The sequence below is a fragment of the Saccharothrix sp. ST-888 genome, assembly GCF_000955975.1.
Classification (GTDB): domain Bacteria; phylum Actinomycetota; class Actinomycetes; order Streptomycetales; family Streptomycetaceae; genus Kitasatospora.
The window spans coordinates 1-19,527 of the sequence record NZ_JYJF01000012.1 but is presented as its reverse complement, the minus strand read 5'-3'; the positions used below and the strand labels follow the sequence as shown (position 1 = coordinate 19,527).

General features: G+C 72.0%; 17 protein-coding genes and 2 pseudogenes. 10 read left to right on the top strand and 9 right to left on the bottom strand.

The window, feature by feature from the left end:
- Positions 1-417: 417 nt before the first annotated feature.
- The 6 genes and pseudogenes from UK12_RS07270 (at position 418) to UK12_RS07245 (ending at position 5,614) form a co-directional block, all read left to right on the top strand.
- The gene (locus UK12_RS07270) at positions 418-723 is read left to right on the top strand and encodes an urease subunit gamma (protein ID WP_045300857.1); all 306 of its coding nucleotides are present in this window, start codon (positions 418-420) and stop codon (positions 721-723) included.
- Positions 724-802: 79 nt separating this feature from the next.
- Positions 803-1,102: pseudogene (locus UK12_RS43045) on the top strand (urease subunit beta); the annotation flags it as partial.
- A gap of 236 nt (positions 1,103-1,338) precedes the next feature.
- Positions 1,339-3,063: an urease subunit alpha gene (ureC, locus tag UK12_RS07260; protein ID WP_045300855.1), complete on the top strand. Its 1,725-nt coding sequence runs from the start codon at positions 1,339-1,341 to the stop codon at positions 3,061-3,063.
- Between the two features lie 74 nt (positions 3,064-3,137).
- Positions 3,138-3,836 (top strand): urease accessory protein UreF, encoded by a 699-nt coding sequence (locus UK12_RS07255; protein WP_045300854.1) that lies wholly within the window; start codon positions 3,138-3,140, stop codon positions 3,834-3,836.
- 105 nt (positions 3,837-3,941) lie between these two features.
- Positions 3,942-4,673, top strand: a complete 732-nt coding sequence (gene ureG / locus UK12_RS07250) for an urease accessory protein UreG (protein WP_082119396.1) — start codon at positions 3,942-3,944, stop codon at positions 4,671-4,673.
- Positions 4,670-5,614, top strand: coding sequence for an urease accessory protein UreD (locus tag UK12_RS07245; protein ID WP_045300853.1), 945 nt, complete (start codon positions 4,670-4,672; stop codon positions 5,612-5,614). The genes ureG and UK12_RS07245 overlap by 4 nt, the downstream gene beginning before the upstream one ends.
- A 32-nt stretch (positions 5,615-5,646) precedes the next feature.
- Here the strand turns inward: UK12_RS07245 and UK12_RS07240 are convergent, their stop codons facing one another.
- Both UK12_RS07240 and UK12_RS07235 read right to left on the bottom strand, forming a co-directional pair.
- Entirely contained in the window at positions 5,647-7,032 is a 1,386-nt protein-coding gene (locus UK12_RS07240) for a uracil-xanthine permease family protein (protein ID WP_045300852.1), read from the bottom strand.
- Between the two features lie 149 nt (positions 7,033-7,181).
- Positions 7,182-7,748: a helix-turn-helix domain-containing protein gene (locus tag UK12_RS07235; protein ID WP_045300850.1), complete on the bottom strand. Its 567-nt coding sequence runs from the start codon at positions 7,746-7,748 to the stop codon at positions 7,182-7,184.
- 193 nt (positions 7,749-7,941) lie between these two features.
- On the opposite strand from UK12_RS07235, the gene UK12_RS07230 reads away from it, so the two are divergent.
- Complete coding sequence (locus UK12_RS07230) at positions 7,942-8,841, top strand: class I SAM-dependent methyltransferase (RefSeq protein ID WP_082119395.1); 900 nt, start codon at positions 7,942-7,944, stop codon at positions 8,839-8,841.
- A gap of 125 nt (positions 8,842-8,966) precedes the next feature.
- Here UK12_RS07230 and UK12_RS44720 read toward each other — a convergent pair whose 3' ends face one another.
- The 5 genes from UK12_RS44720 to UK12_RS07210 all read right to left on the bottom strand — a co-directional run bounded on the left by UK12_RS44720 (position 8,967) and on the right by UK12_RS07210 (position 13,084).
- Positions 8,967-9,767, bottom strand: a complete 801-nt coding sequence (locus UK12_RS44720) for a hypothetical protein (protein WP_331386639.1) — start codon at positions 9,765-9,767, stop codon at positions 8,967-8,969.
- 38 nt (positions 9,768-9,805) lie between these two features.
- The gene (locus tag UK12_RS44715) at positions 9,806-11,023 is read right to left on the bottom strand and encodes a GTP-binding protein (protein WP_331386638.1); all 1,218 of its coding nucleotides are present in this window, start codon (positions 11,021-11,023) and stop codon (positions 9,806-9,808) included.
- Between the two features lie 225 nt (positions 11,024-11,248).
- Positions 11,249-11,629, bottom strand: coding sequence for a hypothetical protein (locus UK12_RS40980; RefSeq protein WP_045300848.1), 381 nt, complete (start codon positions 11,627-11,629; stop codon positions 11,249-11,251).
- Between the two features lie 167 nt (positions 11,630-11,796).
- Positions 11,797-12,672: an S-adenosylmethionine:tRNA ribosyltransferase-isomerase gene (locus UK12_RS07215; protein ID WP_231591079.1), complete on the bottom strand. Its 876-nt coding sequence runs from the start codon at positions 12,670-12,672 to the stop codon at positions 11,797-11,799.
- A gap of 7 nt (positions 12,673-12,679) precedes the next feature.
- Positions 12,680-13,084, bottom strand: a complete 405-nt coding sequence (locus tag UK12_RS07210; RefSeq protein WP_052681675.1) for an SDR family NAD(P)-dependent oxidoreductase — start codon at positions 13,082-13,084, stop codon at positions 12,680-12,682.
- 269 nt (positions 13,085-13,353) lie between these two features.
- Here UK12_RS07210 and UK12_RS07205 point away from each other — a divergent pair, with 269 nt between their 5' ends.
- Entirely contained in the window at positions 13,354-14,040 is a 687-nt protein-coding gene (locus UK12_RS07205; protein ID WP_045300846.1) for a DUF5995 family protein, read from the top strand.
- A 182-nt stretch (positions 14,041-14,222) separates the two neighbouring features.
- Here the strand turns inward: UK12_RS07205 and UK12_RS07200 are convergent, their stop codons facing one another.
- Positions 14,223-15,662, bottom strand: coding sequence for a GuaB1 family IMP dehydrogenase-related protein (locus UK12_RS07200; RefSeq protein WP_045300844.1), 1,440 nt, complete (start codon positions 15,660-15,662; stop codon positions 14,223-14,225).
- 321 nt (positions 15,663-15,983) lie between these two features.
- Between UK12_RS07200 and UK12_RS07195 the strand changes: the two genes are divergently transcribed.
- Positions 15,984-16,259, top strand: a complete 276-nt coding sequence (locus tag UK12_RS07195) for a hypothetical protein (protein ID WP_197084631.1) — start codon at positions 15,984-15,986, stop codon at positions 16,257-16,259.
- A 207-nt stretch (positions 16,260-16,466) separates the two neighbouring features.
- On the opposite strand, the gene UK12_RS07190 is transcribed toward UK12_RS07195, so the two are convergent.
- Entirely contained in the window at positions 16,467-17,969 is a 1,503-nt protein-coding gene (locus UK12_RS07190) for an ArnT family glycosyltransferase (RefSeq protein WP_045300843.1), read from the bottom strand.
- Between the two features lie 650 nt (positions 17,970-18,619).
- On the opposite strand from UK12_RS07190, the pseudogene UK12_RS07185 reads away from it, so the two are divergent.
- Positions 18,620-19,527 (top strand): annotated as a pseudogene (locus tag UK12_RS07185) (Fe-S oxidoreductase); the annotation flags it as partial.

Genomic DNA, 19,527 nt, shown 5'->3' with positions numbered 1-19,527 from the left:
TGATTCCACTCGGCACGCGATCGACTACGCTAAGTACCCGATATCGGCCGCTTGCCTCCCGGCCGGTCAGGCGTACTGTTCCGATCCGGGAGCCGAGCACGAACAACACCGCCCGAACCAGGTGGTGTTGGCGCGCGGGACGACGTTCTCGGGAGTACGTATGCAGGCTGCGGAGCAAGCGCCGGAAAGGGCGCCCTCAGAGCTAGCCCGTGAGCCATGGACCACGACGTCGCGCAGCCTTCGGCCCCGGCCGCCGGCCGGCCCCGTCCCCACCAGGTCCGCCTCCCCCACGAACGGCGCGCCGACCTGATCCGCCCGTGCCCACCCCGGTCCGCTCCACCGCCGATCCAGCCTTCTCCGCAGCCGATCCAGCGCCGGACCGGCCCGGTCCCTCCACCGAGAAAGCGAAGTGACGCCTTGAACCTCTCGCCGCGGGAAATCGACAAACTCCACGTCTACGTGGTCGCCGACCTCGCCCGGCGCCGCCGGGACCGGGGCACCAAGCTCAACTACAGCGAAGCCGCCGCGCTCATCACCGAGGCCGTCCTGGAGGCCGCCCGCGACGGCCACACCGTCGCCGAGTGCATGGAGCTCGGCCGCAAGGTCGTCACGGCCGACGAAGTGATGCCGGGCGTGCGGGAGATGCTCACCGTGCTCCAGGTCGAGACCGCCTTCGTCGACGGCACGAAGCTGGTCACCTGTCACGACCCGATCCACGCCTGACATCCCGGCCGCCCGGCCTACCGCGCAGCCGGCCCGGAGTCCGAACCACCGACTTTGCCACACCAAGGAGTAGAGCAGGATGTCTGGGGGAGCTCACTACCTCTACGGCGACGATCCGATCGAGATCAACGCCGGCCGGGCCACGGCCAGGCTCACCGTCGCCAACACCGGCGACCGGGCCGTGCAGATCGGCTCGCACTACCACTTCTTCGAGGCCAACCGCGCCCTGAGCTTCGACCGCGAGGCCGCGTACGGCATGCACCTGGACATTCCCTCCGGCACCGCCGTGCGCTTCGAACCCGGTGACACCCGCGAGGTCGGCCTGTGCGCCTTCGGCGGCACCCGCCGCCTGGTCGGCTTCGCCGGGCTGGTGGACGGCGGCCTGGCCGCGCCCGACACCCGCCGCACCGCGCTGCGCCGCGCCACCGAACTGGGCTTCGGGAACACGCCCGCAGCCGCGCCGGAGAACGCACCGACGGGTGCGCTGCCGACCGCCTTGACCGGTGCGTTGCCGGGTGCACTGGCGGGTGTGCGGACCGACACCTCGGCGAAGGCTTCCGTGAACGGTTCCGCGAAGGCTTCGACGAACGACGAGACCGAGGGGGCCGACGCCTGATGGCGCTCCTGCCGCGCAAGCAGTACACCGACCTGTTCGGCCCGACCGTCGGCGACCGGTTCCACCTGGCCGACACCAACCTGGTCGTCGAGGTCGAGTACGACCACAACGCCGGTTCCTACGGCGACGAGGCCGTCTACGGCGGCGGCAAGGCCATCCGGGACGGCATGGCCCAGGACCCCGCCGCGCTGGGCCGCGAGGGCGCGCTGGACCTGGTCATCACCAACGTGGTGGTGATGGACCCGGTGCTCGGCATCGTCAAGGGCGACATCGGCGTCCGGGGCGGTCTGATCGTGGGCGTCGGCAAGGCCGGCAACCCGCATCTGCAGAACGGTGTCGACCCGAAGCTGGTGATCGGCCCCGGCACCGAGGTCATCTCCGGTGAGCACCTGGTCGCCACCGCCGGCGGCGTGGACACCCACATCCACTTCATCTCGCCGCAGCAGGCCCAGGAGGGGCTGTCCAACGGCATCACCACCTTCTTCGGCGGCGGCACCGGACCGACCGACGGCACCAACGGCACCACCTGCACCCCCGGGCCGTGGAACATCCACCGGATGCTGGAGGCCGTGGAGGACCTGCCGGTCAACGTCGGTCTGCTCGGCAAGGGCAACGGCAGCCTGCCGGACGCGCTGCGCGAGCAGGTCGAGGCGGGCGTCGCCGGCCTCAAGGTGCACGAGGACTGGGGCGCCACCCCCGCCGTGATCGACAACGCGCTGCGGGTCGCCGACGAGCACGACGTCCAACTCGCCATCCACACCGACACGTTGAACGAGGGCGGGTTCTTCGAGGACACCCTCTCGGCGATCGACGGCCGCACCATCCACACCTTCCACACCGAGGGCGCGGGCGGGGGCCACGCCCCCGACATCATGCGGGTCGCGGGCGAGGCCAACGTGCTGCCGTCCTCCACCAACCCGACCCTGCCGTACACCGTCAACTCGGTGGACGAGCTGCTCGACATGGTGATGGTCTGCCACCACCTGTCCCGGGACATCCCCGAGGACGTGTCCTTCGCCGACAGCCGGGTCCGGGCGGAGACCATCGCGGCCGAGACGGTGCTGCACGACCTCGGCGTGATCAGCATCTTCTCCTCCGACTCCCAGGCCATGGGCCGGGTCGGCGAGTCCTTCGCCCGCGCCTTCCAGACCGCGCACCACTGCAAGGAGATGCGCGGCGCGCTGGCCGAGGACAGCTCGCGCAACGACAACGCCCGCGTCCTGCGCTACCTGGCGAAGCTCACCATCAACCCGGCGGTCGCGGTGGGCGCCGCCGATGTGATCGGCTCGCTGGAGCCCGGCAAGCTGGCCGACATCGTGCTCTGGCCGATCCACTCCTTCGGCGCCAAACCCAAGCTCATCATCAAGGGCGGCATGGTCAACTGGGCACTCATGGGCGACCCCAACGCCTCGCTGCCCACCCCGCAGCCGGTCTACTACCGGCCGATGTTCGGCTCGTACGGCCGGGCCAGGCAGCGCACCTCGGTGACCTTCATGTCGCAGGCCGCCATCGCGGCGGGCGTCCCCGGCGAGCTCGGCCTCCAGCGCAGGATCGAGCCGGTGCAGCGCTGCCGGACGGTCGGCAAGCAGCACATGGTCCGCAACGACGCGCTGCCGAAGATCGAGGTGGACCCGGAGACGTACAAGGTCACGCTGGACGGCGAGCCCGCCACCATCGAACCGGCCGAGCGCCTCCCGCTCAACCAGCTCTTCTACATCGTCTGATCCGCATCACCCGATCCACCGCCCCGGCGCCGGCTCGACCGACGTACCGTCAACCATCAGTCAGGACACCCGGCTTGAACGATCCGTTGCCGATCCCGGCGCTGCTGACCGGGCTCCAGCTCACCGACTCGGCCTTCCCCAGCGGCTACTACACCCTCTCCCACGGCCTGGAGGGCTACCAGCAGGCCCGCGCGGTCTCGCCGCGCACCCTGCCCGCCCTCCTGCACGACCTGCTGCGGCACGGCGTCGGCCCCGCCGACGCGACCGCCCTCGCCCTCGCCCACCGCGCGGTGAGCAGCGGTGACTGGGACCGGCTGGTGGCCGTGGAACGACGCCTGTACGCAACGAAGTTGGGCCGCGAGGCCCGGCAGGCCGCGGTCCGTACCGGGCGGCAGCTGCTGGATCTGGCGGACGAGGTCTACGGCACGCCGGAGATCGGCCGCTATCGGGAGCTGTATAGGGACGGCCGGGTCCACGGCTGCCAGCCGGTCGTCGCCGCCGCCGTCCACGCGGGGAACGGCGTGCCGGCGCGGCAGGCGGTCACCTGCGAACTGTTCGCCTTCGCGGCCAGTTTCGTGGGGGCCGCCCTCCGGCTGCGGCTCACCGACCACCGGCGGGCCCAGGTCGTCCTGCACGGCGCTGCCCCGGTGATCGAGGAGGCCGTGGCGGCGGCCCTGCACCGCGAGTTGGCCGACCTCGGCGGCTGCACGCCGATGGCCGACGTGATGGCGGGACGCCACGAGCGCGCCGACGCCCGCCTGTTCGCCAGCTGATCATCCGCACCTGGACGGCCGCAGCACCGCCGCACCGACCGGCTCACCCGGCGCACTTCGCCGGACATCCCCGCTTCCGACTCCCCACTCCCCACGAGGACTGCCATGCACGACCCCACGCAGGTACGCGGATCCCACCACCACGACCACGACGAGCTCGTCCGCCGCCCCGGGGACGGTGTGCTGCGGGTGGGCATCGCCGGTCCGGTCGGCTCCGGCAAGACCGCGCTGATCGAGGCGCTGGTCCCGGTCCTGATCGGACGGGGACGCACCCCCGCCGTCATCACCAACGACATCTACACCTCGGAGGACGCCGCGCACGTCCGGCGCACCCTGGACGGCGTCCTGGACCCGGACCGGATCGTCGGCGTCGAGACCGGCGCCTGCCCGCACACCGCCGTCCGGGACGATCCGACGATGAACCAGGCCGCCGCCGACGAGCTGACGGCACGCTTCCCCGCCATCGACACGCTGCTCTTCGAGAGCGGCGGCGACAACCTCACCCTCACCTTCAGCCCGGCCCTGGTCGACCTCTTCCTGTTCGTCCTGGACACCGCCGAGGGCGACAAGATGCCGCGCAAGAAGGGCCCCGGCATCACCGAGTGCGAGCTGCTCGTCATCAACAAGATCGACATCGCCCGGTACGTGCGCTGTGACCTCGGCACGATGGAGTCGGACGCCCGCACGGTCCGCGACGGTCGGCCGGTCGTCCTCACGAACTCGCTGACCGGCGAGGGCCTCGACACCATCGCCGACTTCCTCCTCGCCCACCCGGCGGCGACCCGCCGGGAGGCGGCCGTCCCCGGGGCGGCCGCCGCGCAGACGGTTCCCGCATGACCTCGGCGCCCGCGCGGCTGGACCCCGCGCACTACGAACCCCGCCGGGTACCGCGCCGGATGCTCGACCTCACCGGCCGGCCCGACACCCTGGCCGCCGGGCGCCCCGGCAAGGTCGGCCTGCTCGAACTGCGCTACGCCAGGGTGGGCGAGCGCACCGAGCTGGTCGACCGCTACCAGAAGTCCCCGTTGCAGATCATGCGGCCGCTGTACATCGACCCGCTGCGGCCCGACCTGGCGGTGACCTTCCTGATGTCCACCGGCGGCGGGATCGTCCAGGCCGACCGCAACCGCATCGACGTCGACTGCGGCCCCGGCACCGCCGTGCACCTGACCACCCAGGCCGCCACCAAGGTGCACCGGATGGAGTTCGACCACGCTACCCAGATCGTCAACATCACCGCAGAGTGCGGGAGTTACGTCGAGTACCTGCCCGACCCGCTGATCCCCTACCGGGACGCCAGGTTCTACCAGCACACCGTGGTCACGGTCGACCCGGGCGCCACCGTCCTGGTCGGCGAGACCATCGCCGCCGGGCGCCTGGCCCGGGGCGAGCGCAACGCCTACCGGATGCTCTACAGCGACCTGGAGATCCAGCGGCCCGACGGCGAACTGCTGGCCGTGGACACCGTCCGGCTGGAGCCGGGCGAGGCGGCCGAGGGCGTCGACGGTCCGGCCGTGCTGGACGGCCACGACCTGATGTCCACCCTCTTCGCCGTCACCCCGCTCGCCTCCGCCGGCGCGGTCGCCGACGCCCTGCACGAAGCGCTGCGGCCCAGCGGACTCGACTACGGTGTGAGCACCCTGCCCGAGGAGTGCGGCGCCTGGGTCCGCGTCATGTCGGACGACTCCCCCGCACTCACCCGAGCCGTGCGCGCCGCCTGGGACGCCCTGCGCCGCCTGCTGATCGGCGTCCCGGCCCCGGATCTCCGCAAGAGCTGACGGCGGGGCGGGCCTGCCTGCCAGGGGCGGGTTCAGCGGTCCGAGGTGCCCGTGTCGTACTCGCTGGTGCCCGCGTCCAGCAGCGGGGGCTGCGGCTGCTTCAGGTGGGCCGGGGCCATCAGGCGCAGCACGTGGTAGCCGAGCAGGACGACCAGGGTGCCGAGGGCGATGCCGCTGAGCGAGAAGTTGTCGGTGAACTTCAGGGACACGTTCCCGATGCCGATGATGACGCCGGCGGCCACCGGGACCAGGTGCAGCGGGTTGGTCAGGTCCACCCGGTTGTGCACCCAGATCTGGGCGCCGAGCAGGCCGATCATGCCGTAGAGGACGACGGTGATCCCGCCGAGCACCCCGCCGGGGATCGCGGCGACCACCGCGCCGAACTTCGGGCAGAGGCCGAAGAGGATCGCGAACCCGGCGGCGCACCAGTACGCGGCGGTGGAGTAGACCCTGGTCGCGGCCATCACGCCGATGTTCTCGGCGTAGGTGGTGGTGGCCGGGCCGCCGACGCTGGTGGAGATCATGGTGGCGGCGCCGTCCGCCATGATCGCCGCGCCCATCCGGTCGTCCAGCGGATCACCCGTCATCTCGCCGACCGCCTTGACGTGTCCGGCGTTCTCGGCGATCAGGGCGACCACGACGGGCAGTGCCACCAGGACGGCGGAGGCGGAGAAGCTCGGCGTGTGCAGGGTCGGCAGGCCGAGCCAGTCGGCCTTGCCGACGCCGGAGAGGTCGAGCCGCCAGTGGTCCGTCACCGTGCCGCCGCCGGTGGCGGAGTGGATCTGCCCGAAGAGCCGGTCGAAGATCCAGGAGACCGCGTACCCGAAGACCAGGCCGAGGAAGATGGCGATCCGCGACCAGAAGCCGCGCAGCACCACCAGGGCCAGTCCGGTGAACAGCATGGTGAGCAGCGCGGTCCACTGGTCCTGCGGCCAGTACGTCCCGGCGGTGACCGGAGCGAGGTTGAATCCGATCAGCATGACCACCGCGCCGGTCACCACCGGCGGCAGCACCGCGTGGATCACCCGGGCGCCCGCCGCCTGAACTGCCGCGCCACAGGCCGTGAGCACCGCCCCGACCACCAGCAGAGCACCCGTCAGCGTCGCGGCGTCACCGCCCTGCGCCTTGATCACGGCGGCCACGCCGACGAACGACAGGCTGCTGCCGAGGTAGCTGGGGATCCGTCCGCCGGTGACCAGCAGGAAGAAGATGGTCGCGACACCGGAGAGCATCACGGCCAGGTTGGGATCGAGCCCCATCAGGACCGGCGCCACGAACGTCGCGCCGAACATGGCCACCACGTGCTGAGCCCCGAGCCCGATGGTCCGTCCCCAGCTCAGCCGTTCGTCCGGCTTCACCACTGCACCGGGCGCCGGACTCCTTCCGTCGCCGTGCAGCTTCCAGCCGAAGCCCGCCATGGGTCACTCTCCTCGTCGGCAATGCCCATGCGGGCAGATCGGGCCAACAGCCGATCACACGACGCTCGCCGATGCAAAAACCCCCGCCACCGTCCGGGCGAACGCCGACCCGTCCGCAGCCGCACCCTGGTTGGCCGGTGGCCCGTGCGCTACCTGGCGCCGGGTTTCGCGCGGACGTGGATGCGCTCGCCCTGCGGTCCGAACAGGCTGAGGACTTCCACCGGCGCCTCCCCGGTGCTGCCGAACCAGTGCGGCACCCGGGTGTCGAACTCGGCGGCCTCCCCGGCCTTGAGCACGATGTCGTGCTCGGCGAGGACCAGCCGCAACCGCCCGTTGAGCACGTACAGCCACTCGTAGCCCTCGTGCGTCCGCGGGTCGGGACTGTTGCGGTCGGCGCCGATGACCATCTTGAACGCCTGTGGTCCGCCGGCCTGTTGGGTCAGCGGCAGCACCGTCGAGTCCCCGTGTCTGACCGGCTTCAGCCGCACCCTCGGGTCGCCGACCGGCGGCGCGCCGACCAGCTCGTCCAGCGGGACCTGGTGGGCGTGCGCGATCGGCAGCAGCAGTTCCAGGCTGGGCTTCCGCTGTCCGGTCTCCAGCCGGGACAGCGTGCTGATCGAGATCCCGGTGGTCTCCGACAGGGCGGCCAGGGTGCACCTGCGCCCCAGGCGGATGCGTTTGAGCCTCGGCCCCACGGCGGCGAGTACGTCTTCCATGCCGCTATTGCAGAAACGGCAACAAAGTTTGTCAAGGCCGCCGGGCCGGGCGCATGGTCGGCAACAGCGACGGCAGCAGCTCCGGCGACGGCGACGGCGTCGAGGTCGAGGTCGAAGTCAAGTCGGCCGAGGACGCGGGCGACCCGTGCGGTGGACCTGGATCTGATCGAGCAAGAGCGTGGGAGCGGATGCGATGAACGAGTTCGACTGGGCCGCGATGGCCGACCTGCTGGAGCTGGACGGCGAGACGCACAGCCCCTACCTGGAGCAGGCCTTCGAGCTGCTGGAGGAGCTGAACCGACCGGCCCCGCGGCGGATCCTGGACATCGGCAGCGGTCCGGGTGTCGCGGCCTGCCGACTGGCGGCGGCGTTCCCCCAGGCCGAGGTCACCGCGGTGGACGGGACACCGGAACTGCTGGCCCGCGCCGAGGCACGGGCCGAGCGGCTCGGCGTCCGGCTGCGGACCCGGGTGGCCGGGTTCCCGGCGGGCCTCGCCGAGCTGGAACCGGCGGACCTGGTGTGGTCGGGGCAGGTCGTGCACCACGTCGGCGACCAGCAGGACGCGCTGGACCGGCTGGCCGGGCTGGTTGAACCCGGCGGCGTGCTGGCCATCGTCGAGGGCGGCCTGCCGAGCCGTTGGCTGCCGCGCGACCTGGGCTTCGGCCGTCCCGAACTGCAGGCCCGGCTGGACGCGTTGATGGCGGACCGGTTCTGCCGGATGCGGGCCGACCTGCCGGACACGGTGGCCGTGGTCGAGGACTGGCCCGGCATGCTGCGGAGCGCGGGCCTCACCGAGGTGCGCAGCAGGACCTTCCTGGTGGACCGTCCCGCGCCGCTGGCCGAGGGGCCGCGGCAGGCGGTACGGCGAACGCTGGAGCGGCAGCGCGCGGGCCTCGCCGAGCACCTGGACGCCGACGACGTGGCGACGCTGGACCGGCTGCTCGACCCGGCCGACCCGGCGGGTGTCGACCGGCGCACCGACCTGTTCGTGCTGGCCGCGAGGACCGTGCACTTCGGCCGCCGACCCGAGCGCTGCCCCGGGAGCCGGGAGGGCACTCCGGCCCGGCGGTGGTCGACGAGGGTCCGACGGTGACCGGCGAGGGTTCGGCGGCCTAGCGGCCGCGCCACCACTGGTCCGGCCGTCACTCGGTGGTACCGCCGGCGGGTACGGCGGTACCGAAGCGTCACCGGACCTCCGGGGTCGGCGCGCGGCGGCGGTCAGTTCGCCTGCCCGCGGTGCGCCAGGTGCCGGAGGTACTCCGCGCGGTTGAGCGGGTTGCCGTCCGTCCGGCTGCCGACCGCGTAGGCACCGGCGACCGGGCGGTCACCGGCGGGACGGGACCACCAGACCCCCTCGCCGCCGGAGAGCGCAGCAAGCTGCCGCTTGAAGCTCTGCACCTGGCGCAGCGGGATGCTGCCCTCGATCAGCCAGCCGTCCCCCTGTGCGGACGACCGGACGATGTCGGCCTCCAGCCCGGCGAGCCTGGCGACGACCGGGTTCACGGCATCGGCGGGCACCTCTAGATCGAACCGGTGGCAGGGCTCGTAGAGCCTGGTCCCGGCCTCCGCGAGCGCCCGCATCAGAACCAGCGGGGTCAGTCGGCGGAAGTCGGCCGCGGTGCTGATGGGGCTCGCGAAACCGGTGCGGGTCAGGGTGATCGCGCAGTCGGTCACCGGCCAGCCGTAGAGCCCCTGTTGGAGGCAGTCGTGCACGGTCTCCTCGATGGCCCGGTGGAAGGCTCGCGGCAGCGCGCCCAGTTCCGTCTCCCAGCGGAAGCTCACGGCGGAGCCCGGGCCCGCCGGTTCGACGCGCAGGCCGACGGTCGCGAAGAACTCGTTGCGTGCCCGCCGGTCGATCGCCTCGAACGCCTCGCCCCGGCCCGTGGGCCGCTCGATGTACCGGATCCGGGACGGCTCGAACACGGCCTCGACCCCGAACTCCTCGCGCAGCCTGGCGGCGATCACCTCGCGCTGCACCTCGCCGTACAGCAGCACCGAGATTCCGCCGCCGGGGAGCACCCGCGCCTGGATCAGCGGGTCCTGCTCGGCCAGCGCGGTCAGGGCCGCGTGCAGCCGGGGGCCGTTCCGGGATCCTTCGGGCGGACCACGACGTCGAGGGCGGGCGGGGTGAAGCCGGCCTGCTCGCCGCCGCGCTCCGGTGCGCCCAGCCGGTCGCCGACCCTGATCTCGGACAGCCCGCGCAGCCGCGCGATGCTGCCCGCGCCGGCGACGGGTGCGCCCGCTGCGGTCCCGCCGGACCGCCCGGCCCGGACCGCGGCGGGCCGTACGGTTCCAGTGGCGGTTCCGGTGGCCGACGGCGGCTTCGCCGGGCCGACCACGGCCAGTTCGGTGACCCGCCCCTGGTACTCGGCGGTCCGGCCGTCCGCCTCGCGCCGGTGGAAGGTCAGCCGGTCGCCGCGGCCCACCGTCCCGGTGAACAGGCGCAGGCAGCAGATCTTCTCTCCGGCACGCCCGCGTTCGATCGCGAAGACGGTGCCGCACGGCGGCGCATCGGCCGGCGTGGCGGCCGGGATCGGGAGGAACCGGGTGATGCCGTCGAGGAGGGTGCCGATCCCCTCCCCGGTGCGGGCCGATCCGAAGACGACCGGGTGGACGAGGCCGGTCGCGGTCTGGTCGGCGACGCCCGTCCACAGTTCGGCGTGGGACGGCGGACGGTCCTGGACGAGGCGGGTCAGCAGTCCGTCGTCGTTCATCGAGAGCAGGTCGGTGACCAGGGTGTGGAAGTCCGGGTCCGCCAGGGTGTGCTCAGTGGCCCGGGCAGCCGAAGTGCCGATGCCTTCAACCGTGTTGAGCGGGATGATGCGGGGTGCGAGCCGACTGCGGAGACCCGTCAGCAGCTCGTCCTGGCGGGCGCCGGCCCGGTCGATCTTGTTGGCGAAGATCAGCACGGGGATGCCCGCCCTGCGCAGGGTGGCCATCAGGACGCGGCTCTGCGCCTGGACGCCCTCCACCGCCGACACCACCAGGACCACCGCGTCCAGGACCTGCAACGCCCGTTCCACCTCGGCGATGAAGTCGACGTGGCCGGGGGTGTCGATCAGGTTGACCTGGAGACCGCCGGTGGTGAAGTAGGCGACCGCGGAGCGGATGGTGATGCCGCGCTCGCGCTCGATGTCGCCGGTGTCCGTCTGGGTGGTACCGGCGCCCACCGAGCCGAGCCGGTCGATGGCTCCGGTCTCGAACAGCAGTCGCTCGGTCAGGCTCGTCTTACCGGCGTCGACATGCGCCAGAATGCCGATGTTCAGAATGGTCATGAGTAGCGGAATCCTCGGAAACGCTCGTACGAACGGGGAGCTTGGGGTTTCCGAGAACCTGGCGCATCTCAACTCTCCTGACCGTGATCGGACCGTGCGACCGTCATCGGGGCGGACGAACCTCGGCATCCTGTCACCCGCCCCCGCCGGGCGCACCGGATTTTCCGGCCGCGCCCGCCCGGGTGCCGGTCGTGCCGCCGCGCCCTTCAGCGGCCGAACCGGTGGTCAGTGGCCGAACCGGTGGCCGAAGTGGTGGCGCCGGGCGGCCGGGGGCGACTGCCCGCCCTCCGTGTCCCGCAGCGCCGCGTCCAGCTCGGGATCGCCGGTCGGCCCCCGGCCGGCCGCTGCCACCGCCCGCTTGCCCGCCCGGCGGGCGACGGCCCGGCGGCGGTGCTGCCGCACTCCCGACGAGGCCAGCAGCCAGCCCAGGGCGAACAGGAGGGTGAGAGCGATGCCCGCGAGGAAGATCTCCAGGGCGTTCATGGTGGCGATGTGGTTGTTGAACAGCATGACGCTGTAGTCCGAGCCTGCGTCGAGGTTCTGCGCGATCAGCAGCGCAGCGAAGACGCCGGTCACGGCGAGTAGCAGAAGTCCGAGGAGGAACATCGAGCAGCCTCCCTTCGAGGGCTCATCCTGGGATATATGCCCCACTTACGAAATTTGACCCACTTCGCTGGGCACTCCTGCCGCGCCAACTACCGGCCGACGGTGACGGAGTGCGGCCGGGCGGGCACCTTCCGCAGCGGCGGCCGCACCCCGGCCGCCTGCCGGGGTCACCAGGGGAGCAGCAGGTTCACGTCCCCGAACTCGTGCCAGAGGTAACGGGCTTGGATCGCCTCGGCGTAGCACCGGTCGAGCAGCGGACGGCCGGCGACGGCCTGGAGCATCAGCAGGTGCGAGGCGCGGGGTTCGTGCCAGCCGGTGAGCAGCCCGTCCACGGTCCGCACGCCGCGCTCGGGCGTGATCACGAGCTCCGTCCAGCCCTCGGCGGCCCGCAGCCGGCCGTCCGGGCCGGCCGCGGACTCCAGCGCCCGGACCACCGTGGTGCCGACCGCGATGACCCGGCCGCCCGACGTCCGGACATGCTCGGCGAGGCGCGCCGTCTCCCCCGGCACCCGGAACCACTCCGGGTACGGGGCCTCGTGGACCTCGGGCGAGGCGACGCCCGTGTGCAGGGTGACCGGCGCGACCAGGACTCCCCTGCCGGCCAGCCTGGCCACCAGCTCGGCGGTGAACGGCCGTGCCGCACTGGGCATTTCACTGCTCCCCGGCTCGCTGGCGAACACCGTCCGGTACGCCTCGATCGGCCAGTCCCGGTCGACGTAGCCGTACCGGATGGCCTTGCCGTGGTCGGCGAGGTACCCCACGATCGGGCCTGGCAGGTTCAGCCGGGCCCGCCAGAGCCGGGCGGTGTACGGCGCGGTGAGTTCGCAGACCGCACCGGCGGGCAGCGCGATGCGCAACCCGGCCATGGCGGGCGAGAGTTCCGGCGGGTAGTACTCGGCGGCTCCGGCGCCGGGGCGGCGCAGCTCGACCAGGTGGTCGCCGTCCGGATCGGGCCTGGCCGAGGAGAGGTGCAGGGCGACCGGTGCACCGTCGGGCAGTCGTCCGGGCAGCGCGGCGGGCAGGGTGGCCGAGTTGTTGACCACCAACAGGTCACCGGGGAGCAGGAGTCCGGGCAGTTCCCGGCAGCGGGAAATCGGCGAGCGCGGGCATGGCGGCACCGTCGAGGTCGTAGCCGGTGAGGGTGGAGGCGTTGTTGATCAGGAGCCCGGCACCCCCGAGCGCGGCGGCCGCCTCGGCGATCCGTGCGCGGTGACCGTCGTCGACGACCGACCCGGCCAGCCCGACCGTCTCCGTCACCCCCTTCAACTCGACCTCCACCGAGGCGAGTTCACTAGGATTGCGGGCCGTGATCACCAGTCGCAGGCCGTCCTCGGCGAGCGCGCGGGCCAGTTCCAGGCCGAGCCCCCGGGAGGCCCCGGTGATCACGGCGACGTTCCCGGCGGGACGGTGGCGGCTGCCGTCACGAGTGCTGCCGGCGTTCCTGTCGGTGTTCATGCCTCGACTGTCCCTCCGCGCGGGTCCTGCGCGGATCGGCCTTCGGGCGCCGACCCGGCTGCGCCGTTGGGCCTAGGACGACTGCGGGCGGCGGCGGACCGGCGGGCGGACCGGCGGCGTTTCGGCGGATAGCCCGGTCGGCGGATTCCGCGCGCGCCGGGCGCCTGGCAGGGTGAGCACGGGCGCGGACGCACCCGGGGCAGGGGCGCGCCAGCCGCGCGGGGAGCAGCGCGGCGGGCAACGCGAATGGCGGAGGGCGGAGGAACACGATGACCACCACCGATGTCCTGACGGTCGATCAGGTCCTCGACCGTATGCGCGAGCTAGCCGCGACGCTCCCCCAGGGAGACGGCGTGGAGGTCTTCAACGGGATGTACCTGACGGTGACCGAACTGGTCAGGGAGCGGCTGGCGGCCGCCTACTTCGACGATCCCGCGGGCATGGCCCGGCTGGACGCCGTCTTCGCCGCGCGCTACCTGTCGGCCGTCGACACCGCCGACTCCGGCGGGCGGACGGACGCCTGCTGGCGCCCGCTGTTCGAACTGCGCGGGAACCCCGGGATCCACCCGATCCAGTTCGCCGTGGCCGGGATGAACACCCACATCGAGCACGACCTGCCGCTGTCGGTACTGGACTGCTGCCTGGCCCTCGGGCTGGAACCCCGGGAGGCCGAGGCCGACTTCCACCGCGTCAACGACCTGCTGGCCCAGGTCGAGGCGCAGGTCCGGGAGGAGCTCCTGCCCGCTCCCGAGGCGCTGCGGATCGCCGACCCACTGATGCACGTGGTCGGCGTCTGGAGCATCGACCGCGCCCGGGACGCGGCCTGGGCCAGCGTCCTCGGCCTCTGGGAGCTGCGGAACGCGCCGCACGCGTACGAGGCGGTCACGGCTGCGCTGTCCGGTTCGGTCGGCATGGTCAGCCGGGCTCTGCTGACCCCGCTGAGCGGGCCGTGCTGAACGAGCCGTGTTGAACGGGCTCTGCTGAACGGGCTCTGCTGAACGGGCGGTACCGAACCGGGCTACTGCCGCATGCCGTCGGACGGCCTCCGCGCACACTGCGGGAGACCGGCCGACGTACGGCTGCGGCACTGCCGGGACCCGCCCGGACCGGCCGGGGGGGGACCAGGGGTGCCGGGGGGTTAGGCCCAGCTGGAGTGCAGCGGCTTGCCCTCGGCGTAGCCGGCCGCGCTCTGGACGCCCACGATCGCCTTCTCGTGGAACTCCTCCAGGCTGTTGGCGCCCGCGTAGGTGCAGGAGCTGCGCACGCCCGCCACGATCGAGTCGATCAGGTCCTCCACGCCCGGACGCGCCGGGTCGATGAACATCCGGGAGTGCGAGATGCCCTCCTCGAACAGGCCCTTGCGGGCACGGTCGTAGGCGGACTCGCGGGAGGTCCGGTTGGTGACGGCGCGAGCGGAGGCCATACCGAAGCTCTCCTTGTACTGGCGGCCGTCGGCGGTGGTCTGCAGGTCGCCGGGGGACTCCAGGGTCCCGGCGAACCAGGATCCGATCATCACGTTGGACGCACCGGCGGCGAGCGCCATGGCGACGTCACGCGGGTGGCGGACGCCACCGTCGGCCCAGATGTGCTTGCCCAGGCGGCGGGCCTCGGCGGCGCACTCCAGCACGGCCGAGAACTGCGGGCGGCCGACACCGGTCATCATGCGGGTGGTGCACATCGCGCCCGGGCCGACACCGACCTTGAGGATGTCCGCGCCGGCCTCGACCAGGTCGCGGACACCGGCGGCGGAGACCACGTTGCCCGCCACGATCGGGATCTGCGGGTCGAGCCCGCGCACCGCGCGCAGCGCGCTGATCATCGTCTCCTGGTGGCCGTGCGCGGTGTCCACCACGAGCACGTCCGCGCCGGCCTCGATCAGCGCCTTGGCCTTGCCGGCCACGTCGCCGTTGATACCGACGGTAGCGGCGATCCGCAGCTTGTTGTCGGCGTCGACGGCCGGGGTGTACAGGGTGGCGCGCAGCGCGTTCTTGCGGGTCAGGATGCCGACCAGGCGACCCTCGGCGTCCACGACCGGCGCCAGCTTGCGGTGCCCCTCGTTCAGCCGGTCGAACGCCGCGCGCGGGTCGATGCCCTCGTCCAGCAGCAACAGGTCGCGGGACATCACCTCGGACAGACTGGTGAACCGGTCCACGCCCTGGCAGTCGCCCTCGGTCACCACGCCGACCGGCTTGTCGTCCTCGACCACGACCAGCGCGTTGTGCGCGCGCTTGGGCAGCAGGGAGAGGGCGTCCGCGACGGTGTCGCCGGGGGCGAGGGTGAGCGCGGTGTCGTGCACCAGGTGACGCTGCTTGACCCAGCCGATCACCTCGGCGATGACCTCGGTCGGGATGTCCTGCGGGATGGCCACCAGACCACCGCGGCGGGCCACGGTCTCGGCCATCCGGCGACCGGCGATCGCGGTCATGTTGGCGACGACGAGCGGGATCGTCGTACCCGTCCCGTCGTTCGAGGAGAGGTCGACCCCCTGCCGGGAGCCCACTGCGGAGCGGCTGGGGACCATGAACACGTCGTCGTACGTGAGGTCGTACGCGGGCTTGAGGTCGTTCAGGAAGCGCATGAGAGAGGTCTCCGGCGGGTTGTAGATACACCTGGGGTGCGGACTGGGTCGGGGCTGACCGGACGCACTGGGCTCCCTGCACCCAACCGTCAATGGTTGCGTAAGCGCAGGTAGAAAGCCAGTTCGGCCACCCGCCTTGATGATCCGGACAAAGGGCGGACACCCACGGCTTCCATCCTCTGTAGGAACATACAGAACAGGACGTCGGAGGCGCCGCCACAGCTCCGGGACGACCGAACCCCGCCCCGCCGGCGAGAGGCCGGCAGGACGGGGCTCCCGGGGGACGAGGGTTCCTGCGGTGGTCAGTCGATGGTCGGGGCGGTGTCGCTGGGCTACGCCGAACCCGATGCCGACGCAACGGCCGATGCGACGATCGTCCAGCCCGCCTGTCTCAACATCCCCGCCGAGTTCGGACGCGCCGACGGCCCGCTTCGCGCCGGCCGGCCGTGCCAGATCCTGGACGTCGGCACCGAGCCCGAGCACCGCGAGGGCATCCGCGCCCGCCTCAAGCGCCTGGCCGCGCGCGGCGTCCTCGCCGAGACCGAGCCGGGCGTGTCCGTCCCGGTGGCACGGACGCCATCTCGCCGAGCAGCCTGACCGGCATCGCACTTACAGACCTGACCCAGCACCGGGAACAGCTTCACGAACCGCCCTCTTGCGGCTCGACGTGCAGGGGAATCCGGTTCTGCGTGCCGCTTCGAGGCCCCAGGTACCTGAGGGAAAGCCGAAGCGGAGGCAGTCGGCGATGAGTGACGAGTGGACCGGTGGCTGGAGTTGCGGAGGCTCCGTGCCCGCGTGAGCTGCTCAGTACCGGCGCAGTAGCGGCCAGAGCGCCGCCCACGCCCGGTCCGGCCCCGCGCAGAGCACCACGGCCGCGTGCTGCTCCTGGTTCGCCGTGCCATGCCCGTTGTCGACGCGCGCGACCGCGTGGCAGCCCGTGAAGTGTTCCTCCGCCTCGGTGTAGCCCGCTGGGTGGACGAGCAGCACCGGCCCGGTGGCGGTGGCCGGTGGCGGGCCCCAGGCATACAGTCCCATGTGGCCGGAGTAGGGGGATGGCAGTCCAAGGGCGGGCCCGTACTGCGCAAGGGCACCGGCCTCGCCGTAGTTCGCGGTCAGCAGCACGGCGGTGGCCCGCTGCTCGGCGGGGATCGCCTCCCACCCGGTGGCGGTGGCGCGCGCGAGCTCCGGCCAGCCGACCTCTTCCCCGATGTCGGGGTCGACGGTCATCGGCACGGCCAGCGCCGAGGCGGGCAGCACCGGAAGGGCGGCCAGCGCGCTGGTGAGCAGGGCCGCGAGCAGTCCGCCGGCCAGCTTGGTGCGGTGCTCGCGGGCCCAGTGGGCGTACGGCTCGCAGCCTGCCGCGGTGAGCGCGTACAGCAGCGGGATCGGGTAGTACGCCTTGCCGCCGCCCGCCGTCACCAGCACGCAGAGCACCACCCAGGCCACCGCGACGGGCCGGGCCCAGCGCAGCTCCGGCCGGCGCAGCAACCGGCTCAGCCCGGCCAGCCAGAGGGGCGCCAGCAGCGGGGAGAGCTGGAGCACCTGCAGCGGGAGGACGAGCAGTCGCCCGCCCGCTCCGCCGGCGGCGCTGATCCCCTGGGCGACCGTCAGCTCGGGCCAGCCGTGTGCGTTCTGCCACCACAGGACGGGCAGTGCGAACGGGAGAGCGGTGAGCAGCGCGGTCAGCGGGCCGAGCAGGGTACGCGGCCGGGGCACGAGAAGGCCGCGCGGCCCGGCCGTCAGGGCGCCCGCTGCCAGCGCCGCGAGCAGGCCCAGCACCAGCAGCTTGTTCAGCAGCGCGATCCCGACCGCTGCACCGAGCAGCGGCCACCAGCGGGCCTCGCCGGTGCGCAGCAGGCGGAGCATCAGCAGAATGAGCGTCAGCCAGGCCGTCAGGTCGAAGGTCGCGGTGGAGAGCAGGTGGCCGTTGCCCAGCACGTAGCCCGAGCAGGCCGCGGCCGCGGCCGCGAGTACCTGCCCGCCGCGCCCGGCGCCCAGCTCACGGGCGAGCAGCGCGGTGAGCGTGATCGAGGCCGCGGCGAGCAGCGCGGGCAGGATCCGCACCCCGGTCGGGGTGGCGCCGAAGAGCTCCGCGCCGAGCCGGGCCAGCAGCGGGGAGAGCGGCGGCTGGTCCGGATAGCCCCAGGCCAGGTGGCGACCCGCGAGCAGGAAGTACAGCTCATCGCGGTGGAATCCGTAGCGGCCCGACATCGCGATCAGCAACGCAGCGGCAGCGGCCGCGATCCCTCCAACTGGCCCGGCTGCGAACGGCGCCAGGCGCAGCTGTGCATCCCCCCGAGTGCGCATGCTTGCATTCTGACCGTCCGGGACGGGGGCCGAGAAGAGCCAGGAGGAAAGCGATCTGACAACGGCCGCCCGACACGACGCCGACGCGCTGCCCTGCGCGGTCAGTCGTAGCCGGCACGAACCGCGCAGTGGCCCAACTTCGGTGGCAACCGGTCAAGGTGCCGTGACACGGGACACGGGGTGCCCCACCGTCCCGTGGGTGAGCACGGTGTCCCGTCCCAGGCGATCTGGTCCCTGTCTCAGATGACCTGGTCCGATTCGCCCGTCGTCTCAGCTGATCCGGCCTGTCGGCTCTGCTGCTGTGACCGAGTGGCTGTTGTCGTTCCGATCTTGAGCAGTGCTGGTCGAACGAAGCGGCGATGGTCTCCGCGTTCCCGAACCGGTGAGCCTGGCGGTCACACGCGAGATGGCCGAACGGGGCTCCGCCTCCGCGATGCCGTGGAACTGCGTCAACAGGACGTCCTGGACGGCTTGTTGACGTAGACGTTTGCCCCTACGCCGCGCGCGGGCGGTGGTGCCGTATGTCACCCCTGGTTCGACTGTGGGTTGGGTAGGTGAATCGCTACGCTCAGCTTGAACCGGGATAAGTTACTTCTGAGTAGCTGACGCTCCGTAGGTCTCGGCTGCTCCGTGGTCCTCGAGGAGCCCGCATGCAAATCGCCGCGATCATCGTGTCGCTGGTCCTGGCCGTGGTCGGCGTGGCGCTCTTCGCGCGCGCGTTCCTTCAGATCCACGGCTTCGTCCGGCTCGGTCAGAACGTGCCCGCCGGCTCGCGCACCAACGACTGGAAAAACCGTACGGTCACCGTCGTCCGCGAGTTCCTGGGCCATACCCGGATGAACAAGTGGGGCGTCGTCGGTGTCGCCCACTGGTTCGTCGCGATCGGCTTCTTCACCCTGGTGCTGACCGTGGTCAACGCCCTCGGCCAGCTGTTCCAGGCCGACTGGCTGCTGCCGGTCATCGGCGACTGGGCGCTCTACGGCGCCTTCGTCGACTTCATCGGCGTGATGACCACGCTCGGCATCCTCACCCTGATCGTGATCCGCCAGCTGAGCCACCCGCGCCGACCGGACCGCAAGTCCCGGTTCGCGGGCTCCAACTTCGGCCAGGCGTACTTCGTCGAGGCCGTCATCCTGATCGTCGGGTTCTGTATCTACACCATGCACGCCCTGGAGGGCGCGCTGCACGGCGTGGACGGCTACCAGGCGGCGTACTTCCTGTCGTACCCGCTGGTCGCCGCGTTCAAGGGGCTGAGCGTCGCCACGCTGCAGACGCTGGTCTACCTCTTCGCAATGATCAAGCTCGCGACCACCTTCACCTGGATGATCACTGTCTCGTTGAAGACCGACATGGGCGTCGCCTGGCACCGCTTCCTGGCCTTCCCCAACATCTGGTTCAAGCGCAACGCCACCGGCGACGTCGCGCTCGGTGCCCTGCTGCCGATGACCAGCGGTGGCCGGCCGATCGACTTCGAGGACCCGGCCGAGGACGCCGTCTTCGGTGCCTCCCAGGTCGAGCACTTCTCCTGGAAGGGCATCCTCGACTTCTCCACCTGCAC

Excerpts from the sequence above, each read along its gene's own strand:
- ureC (WP_045300855.1), top strand. The coding sequence starts at position 1,339 with ATGGCGCTCCTGCCGCGCAAGCAGTACACCGACCTGTTCGGCCCGACC.
- ureG (WP_082119396.1), top strand. The coding sequence starts at position 3,942 with ATGCACGACCCCACGCAGGTACGCGGATCCCACCACCACGACCACGAC.
- UK12_RS07245 (WP_045300853.1), top strand. The coding sequence starts at position 4,670 with ATGACCTCGGCGCCCGCGCGGCTGGACCCCGCGCACTACGAACCCCGC.
- UK12_RS07240 (WP_045300852.1), bottom strand. The coding sequence starts at position 7,032 with ATGGCGGGCTTCGGCTGGAAGCTGCACGGCGACGGAAGGAGTCCGGCG.
- UK12_RS07235 (WP_045300850.1), bottom strand. The coding sequence starts at position 7,748 with ATGGAAGACGTACTCGCCGCCGTGGGGCCGAGGCTCAAACGCATCCGC.
- UK12_RS07230 (WP_082119395.1), top strand. The coding sequence starts at position 7,942 with ATGAACGAGTTCGACTGGGCCGCGATGGCCGACCTGCTGGAGCTGGAC.
- UK12_RS44715 (WP_331386638.1), bottom strand. The coding sequence starts at position 11,023 with ATGACCATTCTGAACATCGGCATTCTGGCGCATGTCGACGCCGGTAAG.
- UK12_RS40980 (WP_045300848.1), bottom strand. The coding sequence starts at position 11,629 with ATGTTCCTCCTCGGACTTCTGCTACTCGCCGTGACCGGCGTCTTCGCT.
- UK12_RS07210 (WP_052681675.1), bottom strand. The coding sequence starts at position 13,084 with ATGAACACCGACAGGAACGCCGGCAGCACTCGTGACGGCAGCCGCCAC.
- UK12_RS07205 (WP_045300846.1), top strand. The coding sequence starts at position 13,354 with ATGACCACCACCGATGTCCTGACGGTCGATCAGGTCCTCGACCGTATG.
- UK12_RS07200 (WP_045300844.1), bottom strand. The coding sequence starts at position 15,662 with ATGCGCTTCCTGAACGACCTCAAGCCCGCGTACGACCTCACGTACGAC.
- UK12_RS07190 (WP_045300843.1), bottom strand. The coding sequence starts at position 17,969 with ATGCGCACTCGGGGGGATGCACAGCTGCGCCTGGCGCCGTTCGCAGCC.